Raw genomic sequence first — 26,168 nt, forward strand, 5'->3', positions numbered from 1 at the left:
CTGGGAAAAGCGACCAATTTGGGGTTGGTCGGAGAACGCAGTGGCTTATATCCTCAAAAACAACGGTGGTCTGACATAGAGAGGGCCACCTTCTCTTTCGGCTACGGGCTAATGGTAACGCCGTTACAGTTAGCGCGTGTCTACGCAACGATTGGCAGCTACGGGATTTACCGCCCGCTGTCGATAACCAAAGTTGACCCGCCGGTTCCCGGTGAGCGCATCTTCCCGGAATCTATCGTCCGCACCGTCGTTCATATGATGGAAAGCGTGGCGCTGCCTGGCGGCGGCGGCGTGAAAGCGGCGATTAAAGGCTACCGTATCGCGATTAAAACCGGTACGGCGAAAAAAGTCGGCCCGGACGGACGCTATATCAACAAATACATTGCTTACACCGCGGGCGTTGCGCCAGCCAGCCAGCCGCGCTTTGCGCTGGTGGTGGTCATCAACGATCCGCAGGCGGGTAAATACTACGGTGGCGCCGTTTCCGCGCCGGTCTTTGGTGCCATCATGGGCGGCGTTCTGCGCACGATGAACATTGAGCCGGATGCGCTGGCAACGGGCGGCGATAAAAGTGAATTAGTAACGAATCAAGGCGAGGGTACAGGTGGCAGATCGTAATTTGCGCGACCTTCTCGCTCCGTGGGTGCCAAATGCGCCGGAGCGAGTACTGCGAGAGATGACGCTCGACAGCCGTGTGGCTGCATCGGGCGATCTGTTCGTGGCGGTAGTGGGTCATCAGGCGGACGGGCGTCGTTATATCCCGCAGGCAATTGCGCAAGGTGTCGCTGCTGTTATAGCCGAGGCAAAAGATGAGGCAACCGACGGTGAAATCCGCGAGATGCACGGTGTGCCGGTTATCTACCTCAGCCAGTTAAACGAGCGCTTATCGGCACTGGCCGGGCGTTTTTACCACGAGCCATCCGACAGCCTGCGCCTGATTGGCGTGACCGGAACCAACGGTAAAACCACCACCACGCAGCTGATTGCACAGTGGTGCCATCTGCTTGGCGAAACCAGCGCGGTGATGGGGACGGTCGGTAACGGCCTGCTGGATAACGTCATCCCGACGGAAAACACCACCGGTTCTGCCGTTGATGTACAGCATGTGCTGGCAGGGTTGGTTGAGCAGGGTGCAACGGTTGCCGCGATGGAGGTTTCCTCTCACGGCCTGGTGCAACACCGCGTAGCAGCGCTCAAGTTTGCGGCCTCGGTATTTACTAACCTGAGCCGCGATCATCTTGATTATCATGGTGATATGGAGCATTACGAAGCGGCGAAATGGCTGCTGTACTCCACCCACCACTGCGGCCAGGCCATCGTCAATGCAGACGATGAAGTGGGTCGTCGCTGGTTAGGCCGTCTGCCGGATGCCGTTGCGGTCTCCATGGACGATCACATTAATCCGAACTGCCATGGCCGCTGGCTGAAAGCCGTGGCGGTGGATTACCACGACAGCGGCGCGACTATCCGCTTTGCGTCCACCTGGGGCGAAGGCGAAATTGAAAGCCGCCTGATGGGGGCGTTTAACGTCAGCAACCTGCTGTTGGCATTGGCGACGCTGCTGGCGCTGGACTATCCGCTGAATGAATTGCTGAAAACCGCTTCGCGTTTACAGCCGGTGTGCGGGCGCATGGAAGTGTTTAGCGCGCCGGGCAAACCGACCGTGGTGGTTGATTACGCTCATACGCCAGACGCGCTGGAAAAAGCATTGCAGGCCGCGCGTCTGCACTGCTCCGGCAAGCTGTGGTGCGTATTTGGCTGCGGCGGCGACCGTGATAAAGGCAAGCGCCCGCTGATGGGGGCCATTGCCGAAGAGTTCTCCGACGTTGTGGTGGTCACTGACGATAACCCGCGTACCGAAGAGCCGCGCGATATCATTAACGACATTCTTGCGGGCATGGTAGATGCCGGCCACGTGAAGGTGATGGAAGGCCGCGCGGAAGCGGTAACCAACGCCATCATGCAGGCGAAAGAGAATGACGTTGTTCTGGTGGCGGGCAAAGGCCACGAAGATTATCAGATTGTGGGTAACCGTCGTCTCGATTACTCCGACCGTATTACCGCAGCGCGTCTGCTGGGAGTGGTGGCATGATTGGCGTAACGCTTGGCCAGCTTGCCAACGTTCTGAACGGCGAGCTTTATGGCAGCGATTCCCTTATTGAAGACGTCACCACGGATACCCGGAAATTAACGCCGGGTTGTCTGTTTGTGGCGCTGAAAGGCGAACGTTTTGACGCGCATGATTTTGCGCAAACGGCAAAAGACGGTGGCGCCGGTGCGCTGCTGGTCAGCCGTAAGCTGGACATCAACCTGCCACAGCTCGTAGTGAGCGATACCCGTCTGGCATTTGGTGAACTGGCTGCCTGGGTGCGCCAGCAGGTTCCTGCTCGCGTGGTGGCCCTGACCGGTTCTTCCGGTAAAACCTCGGTAAAAGAGATGACCGCCGCCATTCTTGGGCAGTGCGGCAACACACTTTATACCGCGGGCAATCTCAATAATGATATCGGCGTGCCGATGACATTACTGCGCTTAACGTCGGAACATCAGTTTGCGGTGATTGAGCTCGGCGCAAACCATCAGGGCGAAATCGCCTGGACCGTTAGCCTGACCCGCCCGGAAGCGGCGCTGGTGAACAACCTAGCGGCTGCGCATCTGGAAGGTTTTGGCTCGCTGGCGGGCGTGGCGAAGGCGAAAGGTGAAATCTTCACCGGCCTGCCGGACAGCGGCATTGCGATTCTGAACGCCGATAACAACGACTGGGCCAACTGGCAGCAGGTGATTGGCGATCGTACCGTCTGGCGTTTTTCACCCAACGCGGCGGGGAGTGATTTCCACGCCTCTGACGTTCGTATTACCTCACAGGGTACCGAATTTACGCTGCATACGCCGAACGGCAGCATTGACGTGCTGCTGCCGCTGCCGGGTCGCCATAACATCGCGAACGCGCTTGCCGCGACCGCGCTGGCAACCGCCGTTGGCGCAGACTTAAGCGCGGTGAAAGTCGGGCTGGCACAGCTGAAAGCGGTGCCGGGGCGTTTGTTCCCGATTCACTTGACGGACAGCCAGCTGGTGCTGGATGACTCCTACAACGCGAACGTCGGTTCTATGACGGCTGCGGTGCAGGTGCTGTCTGAAATGCCTGGCTACCGTGTGTTGGTCGTTGGCGATATGGCAGAGCTTGGCGCCGAAAGCGAAGCGTGCCACATCCAGGTGGGTAACGCTGCCAAAGCGGCCGGGATTGACCGAGTTCTGAGCGTCGGCACGTTAAGCCAGGCGATTAGCACTGCCAGCGGGGCAGGGGAGCACTTCACCGATAAAGCGTCGGCTATTGCTCGTCTTAACACGCTGATTAACGAACATAAAACTATCACCATTCTGGTGAAAGGATCACGCAGTGCTGCCATGGAAGAGGTCGTACGTGCATTACAGGAGAACGGGACATGTTAGTGTGGCTGGCCGAGCATCTGGTCAAATATTATTCCGGCTTTAACGTCTTTTCCTATCTGACGTTTCGCGCCATCGTCAGCCTGCTGACCGCGCTGTTCATCTCTTTGTGGATGGGACCGCGCATGATTGCCCGTCTGCAAAAAATGTCGTTTGGTCAGGTTGTTCGTAACGACGGTCCTGAATCTCACTTCAGTAAACGCGGTACGCCGACGATGGGCGGGATCATGATCCTGACCGCGATCACCGTTTCCGTGCTGCTGTGGGCCTATCCGTCAAACCCGTACGTCTGGTGCGTGCTGACGGTGTTGATCGGCTACGGCATTATCGGTTTTGTTGATGACTACCGCAAAGTGGTTCGTAAAGACACCAAAGGGCTTATCGCGCGCTGGAAATACTTCTGGATGTCGGTGATTGCGCTGGGCGTGGCTTTTGCGCTGTACCTTGCCGGTAAAGATACGCCAGCTACCGAGCTGGTGGTGCCGTTCTTCAAAGACATCATGCCGCAGCTTGGCCTGCTCTACATCCTGCTGGCCTATTTCGTTATCGTTGGTACCGGCAACGCCGTTAACCTGACCGATGGCCTCGACGGACTGGCCATTATGCCGACCGTCTTCGTGGCGGCGGGCTTTGCGCTGGTGGCGTGGGCGACCGGTAACATGAATTTCGCGAGCTACCTGCATATTCCTTACCTGCGTCATGCAGGCGAGCTGGTGATCGTCTGTACGGCGATTGTTGGCGCGGGACTCGGCTTCCTGTGGTTCAACACCTATCCGGCACAGGTCTTTATGGGCGACGTCGGTTCGCTGGCACTGGGCGGCGCGCTGGGCATTATTGCTGTGCTGCTGCGCCAGGAGTTCCTGCTGGTGATCATGGGCGGCGTCTTCGTGGTTGAAACCCTGTCGGTCATCCTGCAGGTCGGCTCCTTCAAGCTGCGCGGTCAGCGCATCTTCCGTATGGCGCCGATTCACCACCACTATGAATTGAAAGGCTGGCCGGAGCCGCGCGTTATTGTGCGCTTCTGGATTATTTCGCTGATGCTGGTGCTGATTGGCCTGGCAACGCTGAAGGTACGTTAATCATGGCAGATTACCTGGGTAAAAACGTCGTCATTATTGGTCTTGGACTGACCGGGCTTTCCTGCGTGGATTTTTTCCTCGCGCAGAACGTCACGCCGCGCGTGATGGATACCCGAGCGACGCCACCCGGTCTGGATAAACTGCCGGAAGCGGTAGAGCGTTATGTCGGCGGGCTGAACGAAGACTGGCTGATGACGGCCGACCTGATTGTCGCAAGCCCGGGCATGGCGCTGGCAAACCCAGCGTTGAGCCGTGCGGCCGATGCGGGTATTGAAATTGTTGGCGACATCGAACTGTTCTGCCGTGAAGCGCAGGGGCCTATCGTGGCGATTACCGGCTCCAACGGTAAAAGCACGGTCACCACGCTGATTGGCGAGATGGCTAAAGCTGCGGGTGTGAACGTCGGCGTCGGCGGTAATATTGGCCTGCCAGCGTTGATGCTGCTGGACCCGGCGCGCGAACTGTACGTGCTTGAGCTTTCCAGCTTCCAGCTGGAAACCACCTCCAGCCTGCATGCGGCGGCGGCAACGATTCTCAACGTTACCGAAGACCATATGGATCGCTACCCGCTGGGGCTGCAACAGTACCGAGCGGCGAAGTTGCGTATCTATGAAAACGCCAAAGTCTGCGTCGTGAACGCTGACGACGCCCTGACCATGCCGGTGCGCGGTGCGGATGAGCGCTGCGTGAGCTTCGGCGTGGACGTCGGTGACTATCACCTGAACCGCCAGCAGGGGGAAACCTGGCTGCGCGTGAAAGGTGAAAAAGTATTGAACGTCAAAGAGATGCCGCTCACCGGGCAGCATAACTACAGCAACGCCCTGGCGGCGCTGGCGCTGGCGGATGCCGTTGGCCTGCCGCGCGCGACCAGCCTGAAAGCGTTGACCACCTTTACCGGATTGGCTCACCGTTTCCAGATTGTGCTCGACCATCGCGGCGTGCGCTGGATTAACGACTCGAAAGCGACCAACGTCGGCAGCACCGAAGCAGCGTTAAACGGCCTGCACGTGGCGGGAACGCTGTATCTGCTGCTGGGTGGCGATGGTAAATCTGCCGACTTCGAACCACTGCGACGCTATCTGACCGGCGATAACATTCGTCTCTTCTGTTTTGGCCGTGACGGCGGTGAACTGGCCGCGCTGCGCCCGGAAATCGCCACCCAAACGGAAACCATGGAAGAGGCGATGCGCCTGATTGCGCCACAGGTGAAAGCGGGCGATATGGTTCTGCTGTCTCCGGCATGTGCCAGCCTTGACCAGTTTAAAAGCTTTGAGCAGCGCGGCGACGTGTTTGCTCGCCTGGCGAAGGAGTTAGGTTGATGCGTTTATCGCTCCCGCGCCTGAGACTGCCTCAACTGAGGCTGCCGCGTCTGCCGGGCATGCGCGTTTTCGCATGGCTGTTTGGTTGGATGTTTGCCGCGCTTAAGGGCTGGGTGATGGGCTCTCGGGAGAAAGATACCGATAGCCTGATTATGTACGACCGCACTCTGCTGTGGCTGACCCTTGGCCTGGCGGCGATTGGTTTTATTATGGTGACCTCGGCCTCAATGCCGGTGGGACAGCGTCTGGCGAACGATCCTTTCCTGTTTGCCAAGCGTGACGGTCTTTATATTCTGCTGGCGTTTTTGATGGCGCTGGTGACGCTGCGGCTGCCGATGTCATTCTGGCAGAAGCACAGTACGTTCATGCTGATTGCTTCTATCGGTATGTTGCTGATTGTTCTGGTCGTCGGTAGCTCCGTTAACGGTGCATCGCGCTGGATTGCCTTCGGCCCGCTGCGTATCCAGCCTGCCGAGCTGACCAAGCTATCGCTGTTTTGCTATATCGCCAACTATCTGGTGCGTAAAGCCGATGAGGTGCGCAACAACCTGCGCGGCTTCTTAAAACCGATGGGCGTGATTTTCGTACTGGCGATTTTGCTGCTGGCGCAGCCCGACCTTGGTACCGTGGTGGTGCTGTTCGTCACCACGCTGGCGATGCTGTTCCTCGCGGGTGCCAAGCTGTGGCAGTTCATCGCCATCATTGGTATGGGGATCTCCGCGGTCGTACTGTTGATCCTTGCCGAACCGTATCGTATTCGCCGCGTGACCTCCTTCTGGAACCCGTGGGAAGACCCGTTTGGTAGCGGCTACCAGCTGACCCAATCGCTGATGGCCTTTGGCCGTGGCGAGATGTGGGGGCAAGGTTTAGGCAACTCGGTGCAGAAACTGGAGTATCTGCCGGAAGCGCATACCGACTTCATCTTCGCCATCATCGGTGAGGAATTGGGTTATATCGGTGTGGTACTGGCACTTTTAATGGTATTCTTCGTCGCTTTCCGCGCCATGTCCATTGGTCGCAAAGCGCTGGAGATCAACCAACGTTTTTCTGGCTTCCTGGCTTGCGCAATCGGCGTATGGTTCAGTTTCCAGGCGTTGGTAAACGTAGGGGCAGCAGCCGGTATGTTACCGACAAAAGGCCTGACCCTGCCGTTGATAAGCTACGGTGGCTCCAGTCTTCTGATTATGTCGACTGCCATCATGTTCTTATTACGAATTGATTATGAAACGCGTCTGGAAAAAGCCCAGGCGTTTACCCGAGGTTCTCGATGAGCGGTCAAACAAAGCGGTTAATGGTGATGGCAGGCGGTACCGGTGGACACGTGTTTCCGGGGCTGGCGGTCGCGCACCATTTAATGGATCAGGGCTGGCAGGTGCGCTGGCTGGGAACCGCAGATCGTATGGAAGCCGACCTGGTGCCAAAACATGGCATCGAGATTGATTTTATCCATATCTCCGGGCTGCGCGGCAAAGGCCTGAAAGCGCTGCTGATGGCACCCATGCGTATTTTCAACGCCTGGCGTCAGGCGCGCGCGATCATGAAACGCTTTAAGCCGGACGTGGTGCTGGGCATGGGCGGTTATGTCTCCGGGCCTGGCGGTCTGGCGGCGTGGTCGCTGGGTATCCCGGTTGTTCTGCATGAGCAGAACGGTATTGCCGGGCTCACGAACAAATGGCTGGCGAAGATTGCTACCAAAGTGATGCAGGCTTTCCCGGGGGCGTTCCCGACTGCCGACGTGGTTGGCAACCCGGTACGCGTTGATGTGCTGGCGCTGCCGCTGCCGGAACAGCGCCTGGTGGGCCGCGATGGCCCCATCCGCGTGCTGGTTGTTGGCGGTTCTCAGGGCGCACGCGTTCTCAACCAGACCCTGCCGCAGGTTGCACAGCGTTTGGGTGATGCGGTGACTATCTGGCATCAGAGCGGAAAAGGCGGTCAACAAACCGTTGAACAGGCCTACGTCGATGCCGGTCAGCCGCAGCATAAAGTAACCGAATTCATTGATGACATGGCCGAAGCGTACGCGTGGGCCGATGTGGTGGTCTGTCGCTCCGGCGCGCTGACGGTGAGCGAGATTGCGGCGGCAGGTCTGCCGGCGATTTTCGTCCCATTCCAGCATAAAGACCGTCAGCAGTACTGGAATGCGCTGCCGCTGGAGAAAGCCGGCGCGGCGAAGATCTTTGAGCAGCCGCAGTTTACGGCGCAGGCGGTCGCGGACACGCTGGCAAGCTGGGATCGCAACACATTATTAGAGATGGCTGAGCGTGCACGTGCGACGGCCATCCCGGACGCTACCGAGCGGGTAGCAAAAGAAGTAAGCCTGGCTGCAAAGGCTTAATCATCGCGGCGCATTTGCGTCGCCCGAATTTCAGAAGTGATGGCGTTTAGAGAATGAATACACAACAACTGGCGAAACTGCGTTCTATTGTGCCCGAGATGCGTCGCGTTCGGCACATTCACTTTGTTGGCATCGGTGGCGCCGGTATGGGCGGTATTGCTGAAGTACTGGCCAACGAAGGATATCAGATCAGCGGTTCCGATCTGGCACCGAACCCGGTGACGCAGCAGTTGACGAAATTGGGCGCCACGATTTATTTCAACCACCGTCCGGAAAACGTTCGCGATGCGAGCGTTGTGGTGGTCTCAACGGCTATCTCTGCCGATAACCCGGAAATCGTCGCCGCACACGAGGCGCGTATCCCGGTTATTCGCCGCGCGGAAATGCTGGCGGAGCTGATGCGTTTTCGTCACGGCATTGCAATTGCCGGGACACACGGTAAAACCACGACCACCGCGATGGTCGCCAGTATTTATGCGGAAGCCGGGCTGGACCCGACCTTCGTCAACGGTGGCCTGGTGAAAGCGGCAGGCGTGCATGCGCGTCTGGGCCATAGCCGCTACCTGATTGCGGAAGCCGATGAGAGCGACGCGTCGTTCCTGCATCTGCAGCCGATGGTGGCGATTGTCACCAACATCGAAGCCGACCACATGGATACTTACCAGGGCGACTTCGAAAATTTAAAGCAGACGTTTATTAATTTCCTGCACAACTTGCCGTTTTATGGCCGTGCGGTGATGTGTGTTGATGACCCGGTTATCCGTGAGCTGCTGCCGCGCGTAGGTCGTCAGACCACCACCTACGGTTTCAGTGATGACGCGGACGTTCGCGTAGAAAACTACCAGCAGATTGGCCCACAGGGGCACTTCACGCTGGTGCGTCAGGATAAAGAAGACCTGCGCGTGACGCTGAATGCGCCGGGCCGTCATAACGCTCTGAACGCCGCAGCAGCGGTCGCGGTAGCGACGGAAGAGGGCATTGAAGACGACGCTATCCTGCGCGCTTTGGAAAGTTTCCAGGGCACCGGCCGTCGTTTTGACTTCCTGGGCGAGTTCCCGCTGGAAGAGGTGAATGGTAAAGAAGGCACCGCGCTGCTGGTTGATGACTACGGTCACCACCCAACAGAAGTTGATGCCACCATTAAAGCTGCACGTGCGGGTTGGCCGGACAAAAAATTAGTGATGGTATTCCAGCCGCACCGTTATACCCGTACGCGTGACTTGTACGATGATTTTGCCCACGTGCTTACCCAGGTGGATGCCCTGCTGATGCTGGATGTCTATCCGGCGGGTGAAGCGCCGATTCCTGGGGCTGATAGCCGCTCGCTGTGTCGTACCATTCGCGGACGTGGAAAAGTGGACCCGATTCTGGTCGCTGACCCGTCTCAGGTCCCGGAAATGTTGGCATCAGTACTGACGGGTAATGACCTTGTCTTAATTCAGGGCGCCGGAAATATTGGTAAAATTGCGCGTAACTTAGCTGAAATCAAACTGAAGCCGCAAACTCAGGAGGAACCGCGTCATGGCTGATAAAATCGCGGTTCTTTTGGGCGGAACCTCTGCTGAACGCGAAGTGTCGTTAAACTCCGGCACGGCGGTGCTGGCCGGTCTTCGCGAAGCGGGCATTGATGCGCATGCGGTCGACCCGAAAGAGACAGATGTTACCCAACTGAAAAACATGGGTTTTCAGAAAGCGTTTATTGCACTGCATGGTCGCGGCGGTGAAGATGGCACGCTGCAGGGATTACTGGAACTGCTTAAGCTTCCGTATACCGGCAGCGGCGTGATGGCTTCAGCGATTTCGATGGATAAACTGCGCAGCAAATTGCTGTGGCAGGGCGCGGGATTACCGGTTGCCCCTTGGGTTGCCGTTGAGCGCGAAGCCTTTAATGCCGGGCTTTCCAGCGAGGTTCAAGCGCAGATTGCCGCACTCGGCCTGCCGCTTATCGTTAAGCCGAGTCGTGAAGGTTCAAGCGTTGGGATGTCGAAAGTCACCGAGAGTGGTGACCTGGCCGAAGCGTTAACGCAGGCGTTTCAACATGATGACGAAGTTCTGGTAGAAAAATGGCTCAGTGGGCCAGAATTTACGGTTGCGGTACTCGGTGAAGAAATTTTGCCGACAGTTCGCATCCAACCTGCCGGAACCTTCTATGATTATGAGGCGAAGTATCTCTCTGATGAGACAAAATATTTCTGCCCTGGTTGTGAGGAACCAACCCAGGAATCGGAAATGCAGTCTTTAGTACTGAAAGCCTGGAAAGTTTTAGGCTGCCGTGGATGGGGTCGCATTGACGTCATGCAGGACAGCGATGGTCAATATTATCTGCTGGAGGCGAACACCTCTCCGGGGATGACCAGCCATAGTCTGGTGCCGATGGCGGCACGTCAGGCGGGAATGAGCTTCTCGCAGCTGGTAGTACGAATTCTGGACCTGGCGGGGCGATATGTCGCAGGCTGCGCTGAATACGCGGAACCGTGAAGAAGAAGAGTATGCGGCTTCACGGCGCAATAATGGAACGCATCTGGTGGGAATTGTCTTCCTGCTAGCGGTGTTGTGTACCGTGTTCGTTAGCGGCTGGGTCGTGCTGGGCTGGATGGAAGATGCGCAACGTTTGCCCATCTCAAAACTGGTGGTGACTGGCGATCGTCATTACACGCGTAACGATGATATTCGACAGTCCATTCTGGCTCTGGGATCGCCGGGAACCTTTATGACTCAGGACGTGAACATCGTTCAGAGTCAAATTGAGCGCCTGCCGTGGATTAAACAGGCAAGCGTCAGAAAGCAGTGGCCGGACGAATTGAAGATTCATCTGGTTGAATATGTGCCCATTGCGCGTTGGAATGATCAGCACATGGTGGATGCCGAGGGTAATGCCTTCAGCGTACCTGCCGATCGAACCAGCAAGCAGAATTTGCCTATGCTCTATGGCCCTGAAGGAAGCGCAAGCGAAGTGTTGCAGGGTTATCACGACATGGGAGCGATGCTCGCGAAAGGGAAGTTCACGTTGAAGGTTGCGGCGATGACCGCGCGCCGTTCGTGGCAGCTGACGCTTGATAACGGTATCAAGTTGAATCTGGGGCGGGGCGATACGATGAAGCGGCTGGAACGTTTTTTAGAACTGTATCCGGTTCTACAACAGCAGGCGCAAACAGACGGTAATCGGATTAGTTATGTTGACTTGCGTTATGACTCGGGGGCGGCAGTAGGCTGGGAACCTGCTCCTGCGGCGGACACTAATCAACAACAGAATCAGGCACAGGCAGAACAACAATGATCAAGGCGACGGACAGAAAACTGGTAGTTGGACTGGAGATTGGCACTGCAAAAGTGGCCGCTTTAGTAGGGGAAGTTCTGCCCGACGGAGTGATTAATATCATTGGGGTCGGCAGCTGTCCCTCCCGTGGTATGGATAAAGGTGGGGTTAACGACCTTGAGTCGGTAGTGAAATGCGTACAGCGCGCTATCGACCAGGCGGAGCTGATGGCGGATTGCCAGATCTCTTCGGTATATCTGGCGCTTTCCGGTAAGCACATTAGCTGTCAAAATGAGATAGGTATGGTGCCTATCTCAGAAGAAGAGGTCACGCTGGAAGACGTGGAGAACGTCGTTCACACGGCGAAATCCGTACGCGTACGTGATGAACATCGTGTTTTACACGTTATTCCGCAAGAATACGCGATTGATTATCAGGAAGGGATCAAAAACCCGGTAGGCTTATCCGGTGTGCGTATGCAGGCGAAGGTGCATCTGATTACCTGCCACAACGACATGGCGAAAAACATCGTCAAAGCGGTAGAGCGTTGCGGCCTGAAGGTTGATCAGCTGATTTTCGCCGGTCTGGCTTCAAGCTATTCCGTCTTAACGGAAGATGAACGTGAGCTGGGTGTCTGCGTTGTGGACATCGGCGGCGGTACAATGGATATCGCGGTCTACACCGGCGGCGCGCTGCGTCACACTAAAGTTATCCCTTATGCCGGGAACGTGGTGACCAGCGATATCGCCTACGCATTCGGTACGCCGCCAAGCGACGCCGAAGCGATTAAAGTGCGCCATGGCTGCGCGCTGGGCTCCATCGTGGGCAAAGATGAGAGCGTTGAAGTGCCAAGCGTGGGCGGTCGTCCGCCGCGTAGCCTGCAGCGCCAGACATTGGCAGAGGTCATTGAGCCGCGTTATACCGAGCTGCTGAACCTCGTCAATGAAGAAATTTTACAGTTACAGGAACAGCTTCGTCAGCAGGGTGTCAAACACCACCTCGCGGCGGGGATTGTATTGACCGGTGGCGCAGCGCAAATTGAAGGGTTGGCGGCTTGCGCGCAGCGGGTGTTCCATACGCAGGTTCGTATCGGTGCGCCGCTGAATATTACTGGTCTGACGGACTATGCCCAGGAGCCGTATTATTCAACGGCGGTGGGCCTGCTGCACTACGGGAAAGAGTCCCACTTAAGTGGTGAAGCAGAGGTAGAAAAGCGCGTTACCGCATCGGTCGGATCGTGGATCAAGCGACTGAATAGCTGGTTACGCAAAGAGTTTTAATTTTTAAAGAGACCAATGCACAATTCACGGTCTCGGGCGACAGGCACAAAACGGAGAGAAACTATGTTTGAACCTATGGAACTGACCAACGACGCGGTGATTAAAGTCATCGGCGTCGGTGGCGGCGGCGGTAATGCCGTTGAACACATGGTGCGCGAGCGCATTGAAGGTGTTGAGTTTTTTGCTGTTAACACCGATGCGCAGGCACTGCGTAAAACGGCGGTTGGCCAGACTATCCAGATCGGTAGCGGTATCACCAAAGGTCTGGGCGCTGGGGCAAACCCGGAAGTCGGTCGCAACGCGGCTGATGAAGACCGTGAAGCACTGCGTGCTGCGTTAGACGGTGCAGACATGGTATTTATCGCAGCAGGCATGGGCGGCGGTACCGGTACCGGTGCAGCGCCAGTGGTTGCTGAAGTGGCTAAAGATTTAGGTATCCTGACCGTCGCTGTCGTGACTAAGCCTTTCAACTTTGAAGGCAAGAAGCGTATGGCATTTGCGGAGCAGGGTATCACCGAACTGTCCAAGCACGTGGACTCCCTGATCACCATTCCGAACGACAAGCTGCTGAAAGTACTGGGTCGCGGTATCTCCCTGCTCGACGCGTTTGGCGCGGCGAACGATGTGCTGAAAGGCGCGGTACAGGGTATCGCAGAGCTTATCACCCGTCCTGGTCTGATGAACGTCGACTTCGCGGACGTCCGTACCGTGATGTCCGAAATGGGCTATGCGATGATGGGCTCCGGCGTGGCAAGCGGTGAAGACCGTGCGGAAGAAGCGGCTGAAATGGCTATCTCTTCTCCGTTGCTGGAAGACATCGACCTGTCCGGCGCACGTGGCGTTCTGGTCAACATCACCGCGGGCTTCGACCTGCGTCTGGATGAGTTCGAAACCGTGGGTAATACTATCCGTGCGTTTGCTTCGGATAACGCGACCGTGGTTATCGGTACTTCCCTTGACCCGGATATGAACGACGAACTGCGTGTTACCGTGGTTGCGACCGGTATCGGCATGGATAAGCGTCCAGAGATCACCCTGGTGACCAACAAGCAGACGCAGCAACCTGCGCTGGATCGCTATCAGCAGCATGGTATGGCGCCGCTGACGCAAGAACAGAAACCGGCTGCTAAAGTGGTAAACGACAATACGCCGCAGACCACCAAAGAACCGGATTACCTGGATATCCCAGCCTTCCTGCGTAAGCAAGCTGACTAAGAATTAGCTGGAAGTTGGGAATCTGCGCTCTTTGTGCTAAACTGGCCCACCGAATGTGATATACACTTCGGTTGGATAGTTAATTTGGCGAGATTATACGATGATCAAACAAAGGACTCTTAAACGTATCGTTCAGGCGACTGGCGTCGGTTTACACACCGGCAAAAAGGTCACACTGACGTTACGCCCTGCGCCGGCAAATACCGGGGTCATCTATCGTCGCACTGACTTGAATCCTCCGGTAGATTTCCCGGCTGATGCCAAATCTGTGCGTGATACTATGCTCTGTACTTGCCTGGTCAACGAGCATGACGTGCGGATTTCTACCGTAGAGCACCTCAACGCCGCGCTGGCGGGCCTGGGTATCGACAACATCATTGTTGAAGTCGATGCACCAGAAATCCCGATCATGGACGGTAGTGCTGCGCCATTCGTTTATCTGTTGCTGGATGCCGGCATCGATGAACTGAACTGCGCGAAGAAGTTCGTCCGTATTAAAGACACCGTTCGCGTGGAAGATGGCGATAAGTGGGCTGAATTCAAACCGTACAATGGTTTCTCGTTGGACTTTACCATCGACTTTAACCATCCGGCTATTGATGCCAGCACGCAGCGTTATGCCATGAACTTCTCCGCAGACGCGTTCATGCGACAGATTAGCCGTGCTCGTACTTTCGGCTTCATGCGTGATATCGAATATCTGCAGTCCCGTGGTCTGGCCTTGGGCGGCAGCTTCGATTGTGCCATCGTTGTTGACGATTATCGCGTACTGAACGAAGACGGCCTGCGTTTTGAAGATGAATTCGTTCGTCACAAAATGCTGGATGCAATCGGCGACCTGTTCATGTGTGGTCACAACATTATTGGTGCATTTACCGCGTATAAATCCGGTCATGCGCTGAACAACAAACTTCTGCAGGCGGTCCTGGCAAAACAGGAAGCTTGGGAATTTGTGACCTTCCAGGACGACGCAGAACTGCCGATGGCGTTCAAAGCACCGTCAATGGTTCTGGCATAAGCCTGACCATCGCGTAAATTCGACTGGCAACCTGGCACTCTCTCCGGTCAGGGAACCAGTCGTTTTTTCTTTTCAGCGCTCAAGATTCTACTTTCCCGCCATCAGTGTCTTTGTAAAGATCGCATTCCTGTGCAACCGCTGCTTTCTTAACCTGTTTTTCGGTGATGATTTCGTCATTCCTGCTGCTGCAACGCTGCATTAATGGTAATATCTTGGCGCGAAAATAGAATAACGGTACTTAAACCGAAGGTGGAATATTACGTGAGTGGAATGCTGACGCGTTGGCGACAGTTTGGTAGACGCTACTTCTGGCCGCATCTCCTGTTGGGGATGGTTGCTGCTAGTTTTGGCCTGCCTGCGCTTGCAAGTAATACTGAGCCTGCCTCTCCGGCCCGCGAGACGAGCAGCAACCATCATCCGTCGCAGAAAATTGATTTCACGCAGCTAGCGCGTCTTGAGAACAACCGTCGCCCTTCATTCAGCGTGGACTACTGGCATCAACATGCCATTCGCACGGTTATTCGCCACCTCTCTTTTGCCATGGCGCCTACTGCGTCACCGGTTGCCGAGCCTGCGTCGCCGCTTCAGGCCGCACAGCATCTGGCTCTGCTCGACACGCTAAATGCGTTACTGAACGTTGAAAGCCAGCCGCCAGCGGTGATCGCCCAGGTTGTTATTTTACCTGCTTTACCCCCTCACGCTTTTAGCATCCCAGCCTGGATAAGCCAGGTGCAAGGCATCCGCGCCGGGCCGCAGCGCCTCGTCTAAAAATAACCGTTTTATATCCTTTATTTTTCTGACTCCGAAATGTCGGGGCGTTTGAGATTTTATTATGTTAATCAAATTATTGACCAAAGTTTTTGGTAGTCGTAACGACCGTACCCTGCGCCGTATGCGTAAAGCTGTAGGCATCATCAATGCGATGGAACCGGAGATGGAAAAACTCTCCGACGACGAGCTGAAAGCGAAAACCAACGAGTTCCGCGCGCGCATTGAAAAAGGCGAGTCCGTTGAAAGCCTGATCCCGGAAGCGTTCGCCGTTGTCCGTGAAGCGAGTAAGCGCGTATTCGGCATGCGTCACTTTGACGTACAGCTGCTCGGCGGTATGGTACTGAACGACCGCTGCATCGCGGAAATGCGTACCGGTGAAGGTAAAACCCTGACCGCAACGCTGCCGGCTTACCTGAACGCGCTGTCCGGTAAAGGCGTACACGTGGTTACCGTCAACGACTATCTAGCCCAGCGTGACGCCGAAAACAACCGCCCGCTGTTCGAATTCCTCGGCATGACCGTAGGTATCAACATGTCTGGCCTGCCGGCTCCTGCTAAGCGTGAAGCCTACAACGCGGACATCACCTACGGTACCAACAACGAGTACGGTTTTGACTACCTGCGCGACAACATGGCATTCAGCCCGGAAGAACGTGTACAGCGTAAGCTGCACTATGCGCTGGTCGATGAAGTTGACTCCATCCTGATCGATGAAGCGCGTACGCCGCTTATCATCTCCGGTCCGGCGGAAGACAGCTCCGAAATGTATAAGAAAGTGAACAAAATCATTCCTCACCTGGTGCGCCAGGAAAAGGAAGATTCCGACACCTTCCAGGGTGAAGGTCACTTCTCCGTTGATGAAAAATCCCGCCAGGTGAACCTGACCGAACGTGGTCTGGTACTGATTGAAGAGCTGCTGGTGAATGAAGGCATTATGGATGAGGGCGAGTCGCTGTACTCTCCGGGCAACATTATGCTGATGCACCACGTGACGGCTGCCCTGCGCGCCCACGTGCTGTTCACCCGCGACGTTGACTACATCGTTAAAGATGGCGAAGTTATCATCGTCGATGAACATACCGGTCGTACCATGCAGGGTCGTCGCTGGTCCGATGGTCTGCACCAGGCCGTTGAAGCGAAAGAAGGCGTTGAGATCCAGAACGAAAACCAGACCCTGGCATCTATCACCTTCCAGAACTACTTCCGTCTGTACGAAAAACTGGCCGGTATGACCGGTACGGCGGACACCGAAGCCTTCGAATTCAGCTCCATCTACAAGCTGGATACCGTGGTGGTGCCAACTAACCGTCCGATGATCCGTAAAGATATGCCGGATCTGGTCTACATGACCGAAGCGGAAAAAATTCAGGCGATCATCGAAGATATTAAAGAGCGTACTGCTGCAGGCCAACCGGTGCTGGTCGGTACTATCTCTATCGAAAAATCTGAAGTGGTTTCCCATGAGCTGACCAAAGCGGGTATCAAGCACAACGTGCTGAACGCCAAGTTCCACGCTAGCGAAGCGGATATCGTAGCGCAGGCGGGTTACCCTTCTGCCGTGACCATCGCCACCAACATGGCAGGTCGTGGTACTGATATTATGCTGGGCGGTAGCTGGCAGGCAGAAGTAGCACAGCTGGAAGATCCAACCCCAGAGCAAATTGCTCAGATCAAAGCCGATTGGCAGGTTCGTCACGACGCCGTTCTGGCGGCTGGCGGTCTGCACATCATTGGTACCGAACGTCACGAATCTCGTCGTATCGATAACCAGCTGCGTGGCCGTTCCGGTCGTCAGGGTGACGCGGGTTCTTCCCGTTTCTACCTGTCTATGGAAGATGCCCTGATGCGTATCTTTGCCTCCGACCGCGTGTCCGGCATGATGCGTAAGCTGGGTATGAAGCCGGGCGAAGCTATCGAACACCCGTGGGTGACCAAAGCGATTGCCAACGCACAGCGTAAAGTAGAAAGCCGTAACTTCGATATTCGTAAGCAGCTGCTGGAATATGATGACGTTGCCAACGATCAGCGTCGTGCAATCTACACCCAGCGTAACGAACTGCTGGACGTGTCTGATGTTAGCGAAACCATCAACAGCATCCGTGAAGACGTCTTCAAAGCGACGATTGACGCGCACATTCCGCCACAGTCTTTGGAAGAAATGTGGGATATCCCAGGTCTGCAAGAACGTCTGAAAAACGACTTCGACCTCGACCTGCCTATCTCCGAGTGGCTGGACAAAGAGCCGGAACTGCACGAAGAGACGCTGCGTGAGCGCATCCTGGCAAGCGCTGTAGAAGTTTATCAGCGTAAAGAAGAAGTGGTTGGCACCGAAATGATGCGCCACTTCGAGAAAGGCGTAATGCTGCAAACGCTCGATTCCCTGTGGAAAGAGCACCTGGCGGCAATGGACTACCTGCGTCAGGGTATCCACCTGCGTGGCTATGCGCAGAAAGATCCAAAACAGGAATACAAGCGCGAATCCTTCGCTATGTTTGCTGCAATGCTGGAGTCACTGAAGTATGAAGTGATCAGCACCCTGAGCAAGGTTCAGGTACGTATGCCGGAAGAAGTCGAAGAGATGGAGCAGCAGCGTCGTCAGGAAGCTGAGCGTCTGGCGCAGATGCAGCAGCTGAGCCATAAGAGCGATGACGAAGCGGTTGCAGAAGATCTGGCCGCACAAACCGGCGATCGTAAAGTAGGCCGTAACGATCCGTGCCCTTGTGGTTCAGGTAAAAAATACAAACAGTGCCACGGCCGTCTGAGCTAAGGGTACGATAAGAAGATAAAAGGCGCAGATTACTGCGCCTTTTTTATGGATAAGACAACATGAAAATACTGCAAATATCCGTTGGCATCATTCGTAATGCCGCCGGTGAGATTTACATTACCCAGCGCGCTGCCGACTCGCATATGGCCCATAAATGGGAGTTCCCCGGCGGGAAAATTGAAGCAGGTGAAACGCCCGAGGAGGCGGTGATCCGCGAGCTGCAGGAAGAGGTTGGTATCGCTGCCACGTCCCTGCATCAGTTTGATAAGCTGGAATATCAGTTCCCTGACCGTCATATCACGCTGTGGTTCTGGATGGTAGACGGCTGGGAAGGTGAGCCGTGGGGTAAAGAAGGGCAGCCGGGACGCTGGGTGGCGCAACGGGATTTAGTGGCAGATGAATTTCCGCCTGCGAACGTACCGGTAATTGAAAAGCTGATTGCAGGGTAAGATTTGTCGCCCGGACGAGGGGCGTTAGCGGTGGCTATGTGGAAGTTCCCGGCGTCGCTGCGCTCGGCCGGGCTACCTTTGGGTTATTGCTGCTCTTCGCTCCAGTCGTCGCTCTCGGAGAGGTCGCCGCTGCTGGGAATGCGTTTCTCTTCCGCAGCCCATTCGCCGAGATCAATCAGCTGGCAGCGCTTGGAGCAGAACGGGCGATACGGGCTCTGTTCGCCCCAGATAACCGGTTTGTTGCAGGTTGGGCAGTTTACGGTTGTAACGTCAGACATCTTCTCTCCTTAGCAGCAGGCCAGTTCAAAATCCAGGCGCTCTGGCACGAGGCCGTGCTCGCTATCCAGCGGCATAAAGCGGATGGCAAAGCGACTCTTGTGCCCGGAGATCTGCGGATACAGCTGTGAAGTAAGTTCAAGCTTCAGACGCAGCAGATCGGCATCTTCGCCGTTATCCTGATAGAAACCGTTGAGGCTGGTTTGTTTGCGGAACTGTGCGGAATTACGCACCAGATCGAGGATCAGCGACAGCGCCTGGATCAGCGGCGCCAGGCTTTCCAGCCAGGCATCAACCTGCGCATCGCGCTGATGTTGCTTTGAGTGCAGCCAGATATGCAGCGTAGGCAGATCGAAGCTGCAGCAGCCGCCGGGAATGCTCAGACGCTGACGAACCAGCGCAATCAGGCGGTCTTCACGCAGGAATTGCCCAACGCGCGGTGCGGCCATCAGGATGCTGCTGCTGTTTTTTAACTGCTGGCGTAACGCGTCAATGCGGGTCTGGTCTACGCCTTCAACGTCGCTCCAGGCGTTGAGTTTTCTCTGCTGGCGTTCCAGTTCTTTGAGCAGTTCGGTGCGAATATCACCGCGCTCAAACACATCCAGTAAATCCCCTACATTGCGAAAAAAATGCAGCGCGCTGGCGTGATCCCTGATAGGTAAATTGACATTCAATTGCTCCGTCAGAAATTCAATACGCAGCCAGGTACGCATTTTTTCATTCAGGGGATGCTCAAAAAGGATGTGGGTGTGCATTACGATTTTTCCTGTGATACAGCCTGCGCCGCGAGCTCCAGATAGAGCGCGTGAAGGCGGGCGACATCCGATGCAATTGCATCTGGTGCGCCGTTGTTATTAATAACGTCATCAGCTACCGCCAGACGCGCTTCGCGAGTGGCCTGGGCAGCAAGGATATTTTCCGCATGCTCGCGTGACACCTGGTCGCGCTGCATGGTTCGAAGAAGCTGGGTTTCGCGTGATACATCAACAACCAGCACGCGATTGGCTCGCTCATAGAGCCTATTCTCTACCAGCAGAGGAACAACCCAGAGCACATAAGGCGAGGTAGCCTGCTGTAGCTGGCGCTGCGTTTCTTGCTGGATGAGGGGATGTAATAGGGCGTTAAGCCAGGCTTTTTCAGCGGGATGGGCGAAAATATGTTCGCGCAGTACGCGGCGGTTTAGCGTGCCGTCTTTGTTCAGGATAGTTGCGCCGAAATGTTCGGCAATGGCAGACAGCGCCGGCGTACCGGGTTCGACTACCTGGCGGGCGAGAATATCAGCATCAATAACGTTAATACCCAGGCGAAAAAATGCATCTGCGACCGTGCTCTTGCCGCTACCGATGCCGCCCGTTAACGCTACTGTGTAAGTCATACCGCTTAACCCTGAGTTTTTACTATGAAAATCAAATGATTAAAAAACAAGCGGACATATACACATGCATGAATGTTGCAAGGTACTATTCGCCAGGTAAATTTATGGGATTGTAGCTTAAAAAAACTGAAATTCGCAGTCTTGCGAAGACCTGATTAGTGCGTATGATTGCATTACTGGAGTTGTGCTCTCAATTTAATTGCCATTAACCCCAGGAATTCGCACATGCGTATCGAAGAAGATCTGAAGTTAGGTTTCAAAGACGTTCTTATCCGCCCTAAACGCTCTACACTTAAAAGCCGTTCCGATGTTGAACTGGAACGCGAATTCACCTTTAAACATTCAGGACAACGCTGGTCTGGCGTGCCGATCATTGCTGCGAATATGGACTCCGTAGGCACCTTCGGAATGGCAAAAGCACTGGCCTCTTTCGATATCCTCACCGCCGTGCACAAGCACTACAGCGTTGAACAGTGGAGTGCGTTTGTTCAGGCTGAGTCTGAAGAGGTGCTCCGTCACGTGATGGTATCGACCGGGACTTCCGATGCCGATTTTGAAAAAACGCAGCAGATCCTGAAACTGCACCCATCACTCAACTTCGTCTGCATTGATGTTGCGAATGGTTACTCCGAGCACTTCGTTCAGTTCGTGGCAAAAGCGCGTGAAGCCTGGCCGACCAAAACTATCTGCGCAGGCAACGTAGTGACGGGCGAAATGTGTGAAGAGCTGATTCTGTCCGGTGCAGATATCGTGAAAGTGGGTATCGGCCCTGGCTCCGTTTGTACTACTCGCGTGAAAACCGGCGTGGGCTATCCGCAGCTTTCAGCGGTTATCGAATGTGCCGATGCGGCCCATGGCCTCGGCGGCCAGATCGTCAGCGACGGCGGCTGCACCATGCCGGGCGACGTGGCGAAAGCTTTCGGCGGCGGTGCAGACTTCGTCATGCTTGGCGGTATGCTGGCCGGTCACGATGAGAGCGGCGGTACCGTGGTAGAAGAAAACGGCGAAAAATTCATGCTGTTCTACGGTATGAGCTCTGAGTCCGCGATGAAGCGTCACGTTGGCGGCGTTGCGCAGTACCGTGCGGCCGAAGGCAAAACCGTTAAGCTGCCGTTGCGCGGACCGGTTGATAACACCGCGCGCGATATCCTTGGCGGCCTGCGCTCTGCCTGCACCTACGTTGGGGCATCGCGCTTAAAAGAACTGACCAAACGCACGACCTTTATCCGCGTACAGGAACAAGAGAACCGCGTGTTCAACAGCCTGTAATTCGCTCTCGCTGGCGCACCCTGCGCCAGCGTTATCCCATCCCGCCGCTGATGGCATCGCCCAGATGAAAGATGGGCAGGTACATTGCGACGACCAGCGTTCCAATAATCACCCCGGTCACAATCAACAGCACAGGCTCCAGCAGCGCGGTCAAATTCTCGGCTAAATTCTGCGTGTGCTCATGATGGTGCTGGGCCAAATTCTCCAGCATGTTGTCCAGTGCGCCAGAAGCCTCACCCGTTCTCACCAGCTGTATGCACAAAGGTGTAAAGGCGTGGCTGTTTGCCATGGCCTGCCAGATAGCGCTGCCTTGCGTGATGTCCTGATGAATACTTACCACAATATTTCGCCACCATGGGCAGCTTAGCGTCTCTTCAACGGTTTCCAGCCCTTGCAGGAAAGCAATACCGGCGCGTTGTGTGAGCGTCAGCACGGTAAAGATTTGGCTGAGTCTTTGTCGGTGTACAAGCGTGCCCAGTACCGGCAGCGATAAGAGTATCTTCTGACGAGCATACTGCCAGGGAGGGTAATGACGCAGCGCCGTGCTCACGGCTACAGGCACCAGTAAGAAGGCTAATAGCAGTAAAAACCACTGTTCAATAAACCCAGCCGTTGCCATGACGGCGAGAGTCAGGGTGGGAAGCGGGGTGTTAAAAGTGCGATAGATAGCGGTAAATTCGGGCAGGACAAAGCCGACCATCGCCATGACAACCACTATCGCCAACGTCAAAATAACCAGCGGGTAGCGTAGGGCCTTTTTTACTTTTGCTCTTAGCAGAAGCTCAGCTTTCTGCTGGCGGGCGAGCTCAAAGCAGCAGTGCTCTAGTTTACCGGTGATTTCGCCGGTGCGAATCATGGCCAGATAGAGTGGGGGAAATGCCTGAGGCCACTGCTGTAGACCTTCTGATAGCGAAATGCCCTGTGCGAGTCGCTCGGCAAGCGTACCTAACAGCGCGCGCCATTGCGCAGCCGGGTGCTGTTCGGCGAGCAAAGCCAGCCCCTCCGCAAGAGGGAGCCCTGCTTGCAATAACGTGGCCAGTTGGCTGATAACCGCGCAGCTGTGCTGCGCCTGCCATAATGCAGTATTGACCGTGCGGCGTTTTAGCGTGGTGATGGTGAGATGTTGGCGCTCTAAGACTATCAAGGCCGCGGGCCGATGCGTGGCCCAAAGCGTGCCGCTGAGGGTTTCTCCTTCAGCCGTTAAGCCGTTCCAGTACCAGAGCTGCTCACTCATCTTTCGGTATTCCAAGTACGCGGACGAGCTCTTCCTGGGTCGTTAATCCCTGTTCGACGGCCAGGCAGCCGCTTTCAAAAAGTGTGTTCATTCCAGCAAGCCTGGCGTGCTGCATGATGTCTGATGGGGATCCGCCATTTGCTATGGCCTGACGAATGGGCGTCGTGACAGGCAGAACTTCAAACAGTGCAAGCCGCCCCTGGTAACCGTGGTAGCAGCGCGGGCAACCGGGTGTCTTCCAGTGGGGTAATGGACGTGGCCACAATGAGGCGGGGAACATTGGCTCGCCAACCGTTTTCTGACGGCAGTGGGGACATAGCTTACGCACCAGCCGCTGTGCGATAACCATGATTAGCGCTGAAGAGACCATCCAGCGTGCGACGCCCATTTGTTCAAGCCGGACAACGGTTTCTACCGTTGAGTTGGTATGCAATGTTGAGAGCACAAGATGCCCGGTTTGCGCCGCTTTGATGGCAATCTCAGCCGTTTCGCCGTCGCGGATTTCGCCAACCATGACGATATCCGGGTCCTGACGTAAGAGAGAGCGCAGGATACTCTGGAACGTCAACCCACTCCTGGCGCTGACCTGAGTCTGGTTGAGACCATCTAATGGAATTTCGATAGGGTCTTCCACGCTGCAAATATTCACCTCGGGATGGTTACGGGTTTGCAAAGCGCTATAGAGGGTGACGGTTTTCCCACTGCCCGTTGGCCCGGTCACCAGGAGTAAACCCTGCGGCTGATTCAGGGCGGTTTGCAGTTGGTTCAGAGCCGCGGGTGATAATCCGAGGCGCTGTAGATCCAAAGCTTGTTCAACCTTGTGCAGCAGACGCAGGACCACTTTTTCACCGTAGCGACAGGGTAGCGTTGAGATACGAAAAGAGAGCGGCTTCCCGGCGATGTCTACCGTAAATTGTCCATCCTGAGGGAGGCGACGTTCGGCAATATCTAACTGACCAAGTACTTTCAGTCGTGCAATAAGCGGTGTCATCAGCGATAGCGGTATCGTTGGAAGCGCATGCAGTACGCCATCCACGCGTAAGCGAATACGCAGATAGTGTTCCGTTGGCTCAAAATGGATATCGGACGCCCGCTGCGAGAGGGCTTGTTTAAGTAACTGGTCGAGCCGTTCAACCGCGCTGTCATTTTCTTCGCGTACGGGGTAAGTCACTTTTCGCGCGCTTTGTTCCAGATACTTATCCATTCGTTCCTGGTCCCAGCACTCAATATCAACCCGCTTTTGGGTCGCAAAGCGTAGCGCTTCCAGAAGCTCGCTCGCTGGCGCTCCGACGACGGCGATGTTCAGTTCCCCCTTGTCGTTACTTAACAGCACAGCATGATGACGTTGGCACAGCGTTGATAACTGTTCATGCTTCATCGTGGCGTCTCCGGCTATTGCACGTCAAAACGGAAGACATCTTCACACGCTTGCTGAAGTGCGCTGTCATTCTGGATATCGCAGGTTCGCTGCCAGCCGGTAATGCCGTTGGCGTTATCCCATCCAGGAACCAGCGTGACGCTTAGCCCGTTAAGACTTTCCTGCCCGGTGAGGGAGACCGTTCCTTTGGCAATGTTCATCCCCGACACATAGCGAGTCGTCGTGGGGGAAGGGATGCCGTTGCTACCTGCATCGCAGTTATCTACGCCGCCGTGGTCGAGCGCGCAGAGTTCGACTGCCGTGCGATAGGGAACAAAGGTTTGCAGCATGTCGGTGAGTGCGGCTTTGCGTAGGTAGTTCTGATAGGCCGGTATGCCAATAGCGCTGAGAATGGCGATAATGCCGATAACCACCATCAGTTCGATAAGCGTGAAGCCCTTTTGTTTTTCCATGATATGCCCCTTGTTGAATCCTGGGGCTACTGTGTCAGAACCCTGAAGGGCGTTCGAGGCATGAAAATAGAGACAGGAAGGCGTATTCCACGCTTTTTGATGGTGTTGCAGTGAAACGGCGTGGAACTGGAATCAGACTCGAAAAAATGCCCTCGCGGAGGAGGGCATTTGAAAGGATTTAGCGAAAACGCATAGAGAGGTCGAGGGCGCGGACGTGCTTGGTCAGCGCACCAACGGAGATATAGTCCACGCCGGTTTCGGCAAATTCGCGGATGGTATCAAAGGTGACGTTGCCGGAGACCTCCAGCTGCGCCTGACCCTGCGTCATTTTCACCGCTTCGCGCATCTGCTCGGTGTCAAAGTTATCAAGCATGATGATATCCGCTCCGGCCTTCAGCGCTTCAGTGAGTTCCTGAATGCTTTCCACTTCGACTTCTACCGGCACATCCGGGTGCAGCCAGAAGGCTTTTTCTACCGCCTGACGTACGGAACCAGAGGCAATAATATGGTTTTCCTTAATCAGGAAAGCATCGGAGAGCCCCAGTCGGTGATTTGCACCGCCGCCGCACAGCACCGCATATTTCAGCGCGGTACGCAGGCCCGGAAGCGTTTTACGGGTATCCAGCAGTTGGGTGTGGGTACCTTCCAGCAGTTCGACATATTTGCGGACTTCACTGGCTACGCCGGAGAGCGTTTGCACGAAATTCAGCGCGGTGCGTTCACCGGTCAGCAGAACACGGGAAGGACCGTCGATTTCAAACAGCGGCTGGTCGGCTTTCACCGCGTCGCCGTCGGCGACGTGCCAGGTGAGCGTCACGTCATCGCCGGCCAGCTGAATGAAGACCTCTTCCACCCAGCGTTTGCCGCAAAATACACCGTCTTCACGGGTGATAACGACGGCGTGAGAATGGCTGTTTTCTGGCAGCAGTTGTGCGGTAATATCATTATGGGCATCAACTTCTCCTCCCAAATCTTCGCGCAGCGCTTGGGCGACAGCGTTGGGAATATCGAGGTTGATACGTTCAAGTAGCGCGTCACGTCGATGGTCTGAGTTATAACGGCGAGGCGGCATAATAAAGCTCCAAATTGGTAACGATGCGAAAGTTTGAAACATGCTACTCTGAACCGTCTAGCATAACCATATATACTCGTCGTACTTCAAGCTGCGGCTGCGTTAGCTTTCCTCGCTCACCCCAGTCACGTACTTATGTACGCTCCCGGGGATTCGCTGCGTCGCTGCCTTGCTGCAAC

General features: G+C 55.5%; 23 protein-coding genes and 1 pseudogene. 17 read left to right on the forward strand and 7 right to left on the reverse strand.

Annotated features, from left to right (window positions below):
* The 16 genes and pseudogenes from ftsI to mutT all read left to right on the forward strand — a co-directional run.
* Nucleotides 1–618: pseudogene (gene ftsI / locus RDN66_RS06125) on the forward strand (peptidoglycan glycosyltransferase FtsI); the annotation flags it as partial.
* A complete protein-coding gene (gene murE, locus RDN66_RS06130; protein WP_202216489.1) occupies nucleotides 605–2,092 on the forward strand; it encodes a UDP-N-acetylmuramoyl-L-alanyl-D-glutamate--2,6-diaminopimelate ligase in 1,488 nt (495 codons plus the stop codon). The pseudogene ftsI and the gene murE, both read left to right, overlap by 14 nt.
* On the forward strand, nucleotides 2,089–3,447 hold the full coding sequence (gene murF / locus RDN66_RS06135; RefSeq protein ID WP_202216488.1) for a UDP-N-acetylmuramoyl-tripeptide--D-alanyl-D-alanine ligase: 1,359 nt from the start codon (nucleotides 2,089–2,091) through the stop codon (nucleotides 3,445–3,447). The genes murE and murF overlap by 4 nt, the downstream gene beginning before the upstream one ends.
* Complete coding sequence (mraY, locus tag RDN66_RS06140; RefSeq protein ID WP_035893027.1) at nucleotides 3,441–4,523, forward strand: phospho-N-acetylmuramoyl-pentapeptide-transferase; 1,083 nt, start codon at nucleotides 3,441–3,443, stop codon at nucleotides 4,521–4,523. The genes murF and mraY overlap by 7 nt, the downstream gene beginning before the upstream one ends.
* A 2-nt stretch (nucleotides 4,524–4,525) precedes the next feature.
* Nucleotides 4,526–5,842, forward strand: coding sequence for a UDP-N-acetylmuramoyl-L-alanine--D-glutamate ligase (gene murD / locus RDN66_RS06145; protein WP_202216487.1), 1,317 nt, complete (start codon nucleotides 4,526–4,528; stop codon nucleotides 5,840–5,842).
* On the forward strand, nucleotides 5,842–7,113 hold the full coding sequence (ftsW, locus tag RDN66_RS06150) for a cell division protein FtsW (protein ID WP_123650744.1): 1,272 nt from the start codon (nucleotides 5,842–5,844) through the stop codon (nucleotides 7,111–7,113). Before murD ends, ftsW begins: the two co-directional genes overlap by 1 nt.
* On the forward strand, nucleotides 7,110–8,177 hold the full coding sequence (gene murG, locus RDN66_RS06155; RefSeq protein WP_202216486.1) for an undecaprenyldiphospho-muramoylpentapeptide beta-N-acetylglucosaminyltransferase: 1,068 nt from the start codon (nucleotides 7,110–7,112) through the stop codon (nucleotides 8,175–8,177). Before ftsW ends, murG begins: the two co-directional genes overlap by 4 nt.
* Nucleotides 8,178–8,230: 53 nt before the next feature.
* Nucleotides 8,231–9,706: a UDP-N-acetylmuramate--L-alanine ligase gene (gene murC, locus RDN66_RS06160; protein ID WP_035893035.1), complete on the forward strand. Its 1,476-nt coding sequence runs from the start codon at nucleotides 8,231–8,233 to the stop codon at nucleotides 9,704–9,706.
* Nucleotides 9,699–10,655 carry a D-alanine--D-alanine ligase gene (locus RDN66_RS06165; RefSeq protein WP_308537701.1) on the forward strand — a complete coding sequence of 319 codons (957 nt, stop codon included), beginning with the start codon at nucleotides 9,699–9,701 and terminating at the stop codon, nucleotides 10,653–10,655. Before murC ends, RDN66_RS06165 begins: the two co-directional genes overlap by 8 nt.
* Nucleotides 10,621–11,454: a cell division protein FtsQ gene (gene ftsQ, locus RDN66_RS06170; protein ID WP_035893039.1), complete on the forward strand. Its 834-nt coding sequence runs from the start codon at nucleotides 10,621–10,623 to the stop codon at nucleotides 11,452–11,454. Before RDN66_RS06165 ends, ftsQ begins: the two co-directional genes overlap by 35 nt.
* A complete protein-coding gene (ftsA, locus tag RDN66_RS06175) occupies nucleotides 11,451–12,713 on the forward strand; it encodes a cell division protein FtsA (protein ID WP_035893041.1) in 1,263 nt (420 codons plus the stop codon). Before ftsQ ends, ftsA begins: the two co-directional genes overlap by 4 nt.
* Before the next feature lie 63 nt (nucleotides 12,714–12,776).
* Nucleotides 12,777–13,928: a cell division protein FtsZ gene (gene ftsZ / locus RDN66_RS06180; protein WP_035893043.1), complete on the forward strand. Its 1,152-nt coding sequence runs from the start codon at nucleotides 12,777–12,779 to the stop codon at nucleotides 13,926–13,928.
* A gap of 100 nt (nucleotides 13,929–14,028) precedes the next feature.
* Nucleotides 14,029–14,946 (forward strand): UDP-3-O-acyl-N-acetylglucosamine deacetylase, encoded by a 918-nt coding sequence (gene lpxC / locus RDN66_RS06185; protein ID WP_035893045.1) that lies wholly within the window; start codon nucleotides 14,029–14,031, stop codon nucleotides 14,944–14,946.
* Between the two features lie 261 nt (nucleotides 14,947–15,207).
* Nucleotides 15,208–15,714, forward strand: a complete 507-nt coding sequence (gene secM, locus RDN66_RS06190) for a secA translation cis-regulator SecM (protein WP_308537702.1) — start codon at nucleotides 15,208–15,210, stop codon at nucleotides 15,712–15,714.
* A gap of 64 nt (nucleotides 15,715–15,778) precedes the next feature.
* The gene (gene secA / locus RDN66_RS06195) at nucleotides 15,779–18,484 is read left to right on the forward strand and encodes a preprotein translocase subunit SecA (protein WP_035893049.1); all 2,706 of its coding nucleotides are present in this window, start codon (nucleotides 15,779–15,781) and stop codon (nucleotides 18,482–18,484) included.
* A 59-nt stretch (nucleotides 18,485–18,543) separates the two neighbouring features.
* Nucleotides 18,544–18,933 (forward strand): 8-oxo-dGTP diphosphatase MutT, encoded by a 390-nt coding sequence (mutT, locus tag RDN66_RS06200; protein ID WP_202216484.1) that lies wholly within the window; start codon nucleotides 18,544–18,546, stop codon nucleotides 18,931–18,933.
* A gap of 83 nt (nucleotides 18,934–19,016) precedes the next feature.
* Here the strand turns inward: mutT and yacG are convergent, their stop codons facing one another.
* Genes yacG through coaE form a run of 3 tightly spaced genes read right to left on the reverse strand, consistent with a single transcriptional unit; the run spans nucleotide 19,017 to nucleotide 20,584 of the window.
* On the reverse strand, nucleotides 19,017–19,211 hold the full coding sequence (gene yacG, locus RDN66_RS06205; RefSeq protein ID WP_035893052.1) for a DNA gyrase inhibitor YacG: 195 nt from the start codon (nucleotides 19,209–19,211) through the stop codon (nucleotides 19,017–19,019).
* A 9-nt stretch (nucleotides 19,212–19,220) separates the two neighbouring features.
* Nucleotides 19,221–19,964 (reverse strand): cell division protein ZapD, encoded by a 744-nt coding sequence (gene zapD / locus RDN66_RS06210; protein WP_035893054.1) that lies wholly within the window; start codon nucleotides 19,962–19,964, stop codon nucleotides 19,221–19,223.
* Nucleotides 19,964–20,584, reverse strand: coding sequence for a dephospho-CoA kinase (gene coaE, locus RDN66_RS06215; RefSeq protein ID WP_308537703.1), 621 nt, complete (start codon nucleotides 20,582–20,584; stop codon nucleotides 19,964–19,966). The genes zapD and coaE overlap by 1 nt, the downstream gene beginning before the upstream one ends.
* A 225-nt stretch (nucleotides 20,585–20,809) precedes the next feature.
* On the opposite strand from coaE, the gene RDN66_RS06220 reads away from it, so the two are divergent.
* Complete coding sequence (locus tag RDN66_RS06220; RefSeq protein WP_035893058.1) at nucleotides 20,810–21,853, forward strand: GMP reductase; 1,044 nt, start codon at nucleotides 20,810–20,812, stop codon at nucleotides 21,851–21,853.
* Nucleotides 21,854–21,884: 31 nt separating this feature from the next.
* Here the strand turns inward: RDN66_RS06220 and hofC are convergent, their stop codons facing one another.
* From hofC to nadC, 4 genes are all read right to left on the reverse strand, one after another.
* Nucleotides 21,885–23,087 (reverse strand): protein transport protein HofC, encoded by a 1,203-nt coding sequence (gene hofC, locus RDN66_RS06225; RefSeq protein WP_202216482.1) that lies wholly within the window; start codon nucleotides 23,085–23,087, stop codon nucleotides 21,885–21,887.
* Complete coding sequence (gene gspE / locus RDN66_RS06230) at nucleotides 23,080–24,465, reverse strand: type II secretion system protein GspE (RefSeq protein WP_202216481.1); 1,386 nt, start codon at nucleotides 24,463–24,465, stop codon at nucleotides 23,080–23,082. The genes hofC and gspE overlap by 8 nt, the downstream gene beginning before the upstream one ends.
* A gap of 14 nt (nucleotides 24,466–24,479) precedes the next feature.
* Nucleotides 24,480–24,917 carry a prepilin peptidase-dependent pilin gene (gene ppdD / locus RDN66_RS06235; protein ID WP_035893064.1) on the reverse strand — a complete coding sequence of 146 codons (438 nt, stop codon included), beginning with the start codon at nucleotides 24,915–24,917 and terminating at the stop codon, nucleotides 24,480–24,482.
* Between the two features lie 178 nt (nucleotides 24,918–25,095).
* The gene (gene nadC / locus RDN66_RS06240) at nucleotides 25,096–25,989 is read right to left on the reverse strand and encodes a carboxylating nicotinate-nucleotide diphosphorylase (RefSeq protein WP_035893066.1); all 894 of its coding nucleotides are present in this window, start codon (nucleotides 25,987–25,989) and stop codon (nucleotides 25,096–25,098) included.
* Between the last annotated feature and the right edge of the window lie 179 nt (nucleotides 25,990–26,168).

Origin of the sequence: uncultured Kluyvera sp. (genome assembly GCF_902485085.1) — a bacterium.
In the GTDB taxonomy this organism is placed as follows: Bacteria; Pseudomonadota; Gammaproteobacteria; order Enterobacterales; family Enterobacteriaceae; genus Kluyvera; species Kluyvera ascorbata.

Bases quoted from the DNA above. Each gene is read 5' to 3' on its own strand.
- ftsW (WP_123650744.1), top strand. From the start codon at position 5,842: ATGCGTTTATCGCTCCCGCGCCTGAGACTGCCTCAACTGAGGCTGCCG.
- secA (WP_035893049.1), top strand. From the start codon at position 15,779: ATGTTAATCAAATTATTGACCAAAGTTTTTGGTAGTCGTAACGACCGT.
- ftsZ (WP_035893043.1), top strand. From the start codon at position 12,777: ATGTTTGAACCTATGGAACTGACCAACGACGCGGTGATTAAAGTCATC.
- ppdD (WP_035893064.1), bottom strand. From the start codon at position 24,917: ATGGAAAAACAAAAGGGCTTCACGCTTATCGAACTGATGGTGGTTATC.
- murC (WP_035893035.1), top strand. From the start codon at position 8,231: ATGAATACACAACAACTGGCGAAACTGCGTTCTATTGTGCCCGAGATG.
- ftsQ (WP_035893039.1), top strand. From the start codon at position 10,621: ATGTCGCAGGCTGCGCTGAATACGCGGAACCGTGAAGAAGAAGAGTAT.
- ftsA (WP_035893041.1), top strand. From the start codon at position 11,451: ATGATCAAGGCGACGGACAGAAAACTGGTAGTTGGACTGGAGATTGGC.
- hofC (WP_202216482.1), bottom strand. From the start codon at position 23,087: ATGAGTGAGCAGCTCTGGTACTGGAACGGCTTAACGGCTGAAGGAGAA.
- murD (WP_202216487.1), top strand. From the start codon at position 4,526: ATGGCAGATTACCTGGGTAAAAACGTCGTCATTATTGGTCTTGGACTG.
- mraY (WP_035893027.1), top strand. From the start codon at position 3,441: ATGTTAGTGTGGCTGGCCGAGCATCTGGTCAAATATTATTCCGGCTTT.
- murF (WP_202216488.1), top strand. From the start codon at position 2,089: ATGATTGGCGTAACGCTTGGCCAGCTTGCCAACGTTCTGAACGGCGAG.
- nadC (WP_035893066.1), bottom strand. From the start codon at position 25,989: ATGCCGCCTCGCCGTTATAACTCAGACCATCGACGTGACGCGCTACTT.
- murG (WP_202216486.1), top strand. From the start codon at position 7,110: ATGAGCGGTCAAACAAAGCGGTTAATGGTGATGGCAGGCGGTACCGGT.
- yacG (WP_035893052.1), bottom strand. From the start codon at position 19,211: ATGTCTGACGTTACAACCGTAAACTGCCCAACCTGCAACAAACCGGTT.
- RDN66_RS06165 (WP_308537701.1), top strand. From the start codon at position 9,699: ATGGCTGATAAAATCGCGGTTCTTTTGGGCGGAACCTCTGCTGAACGC.
- zapD (WP_035893054.1), bottom strand. From the start codon at position 19,964: ATGCACACCCACATCCTTTTTGAGCATCCCCTGAATGAAAAAATGCGT.
- lpxC (WP_035893045.1), top strand. From the start codon at position 14,029: ATGATCAAACAAAGGACTCTTAAACGTATCGTTCAGGCGACTGGCGTC.
- coaE (WP_308537703.1), bottom strand. From the start codon at position 20,584: ATGACTTACACAGTAGCGTTAACGGGCGGCATCGGTAGCGGCAAGAGC.
- RDN66_RS06220 (WP_035893058.1), top strand. From the start codon at position 20,810: ATGCGTATCGAAGAAGATCTGAAGTTAGGTTTCAAAGACGTTCTTATC.
- mutT (WP_202216484.1), top strand. From the start codon at position 18,544: ATGAAAATACTGCAAATATCCGTTGGCATCATTCGTAATGCCGCCGGT.
- gspE (WP_202216481.1), bottom strand. From the start codon at position 24,465: ATGAAGCATGAACAGTTATCAACGCTGTGCCAACGTCATCATGCTGTG.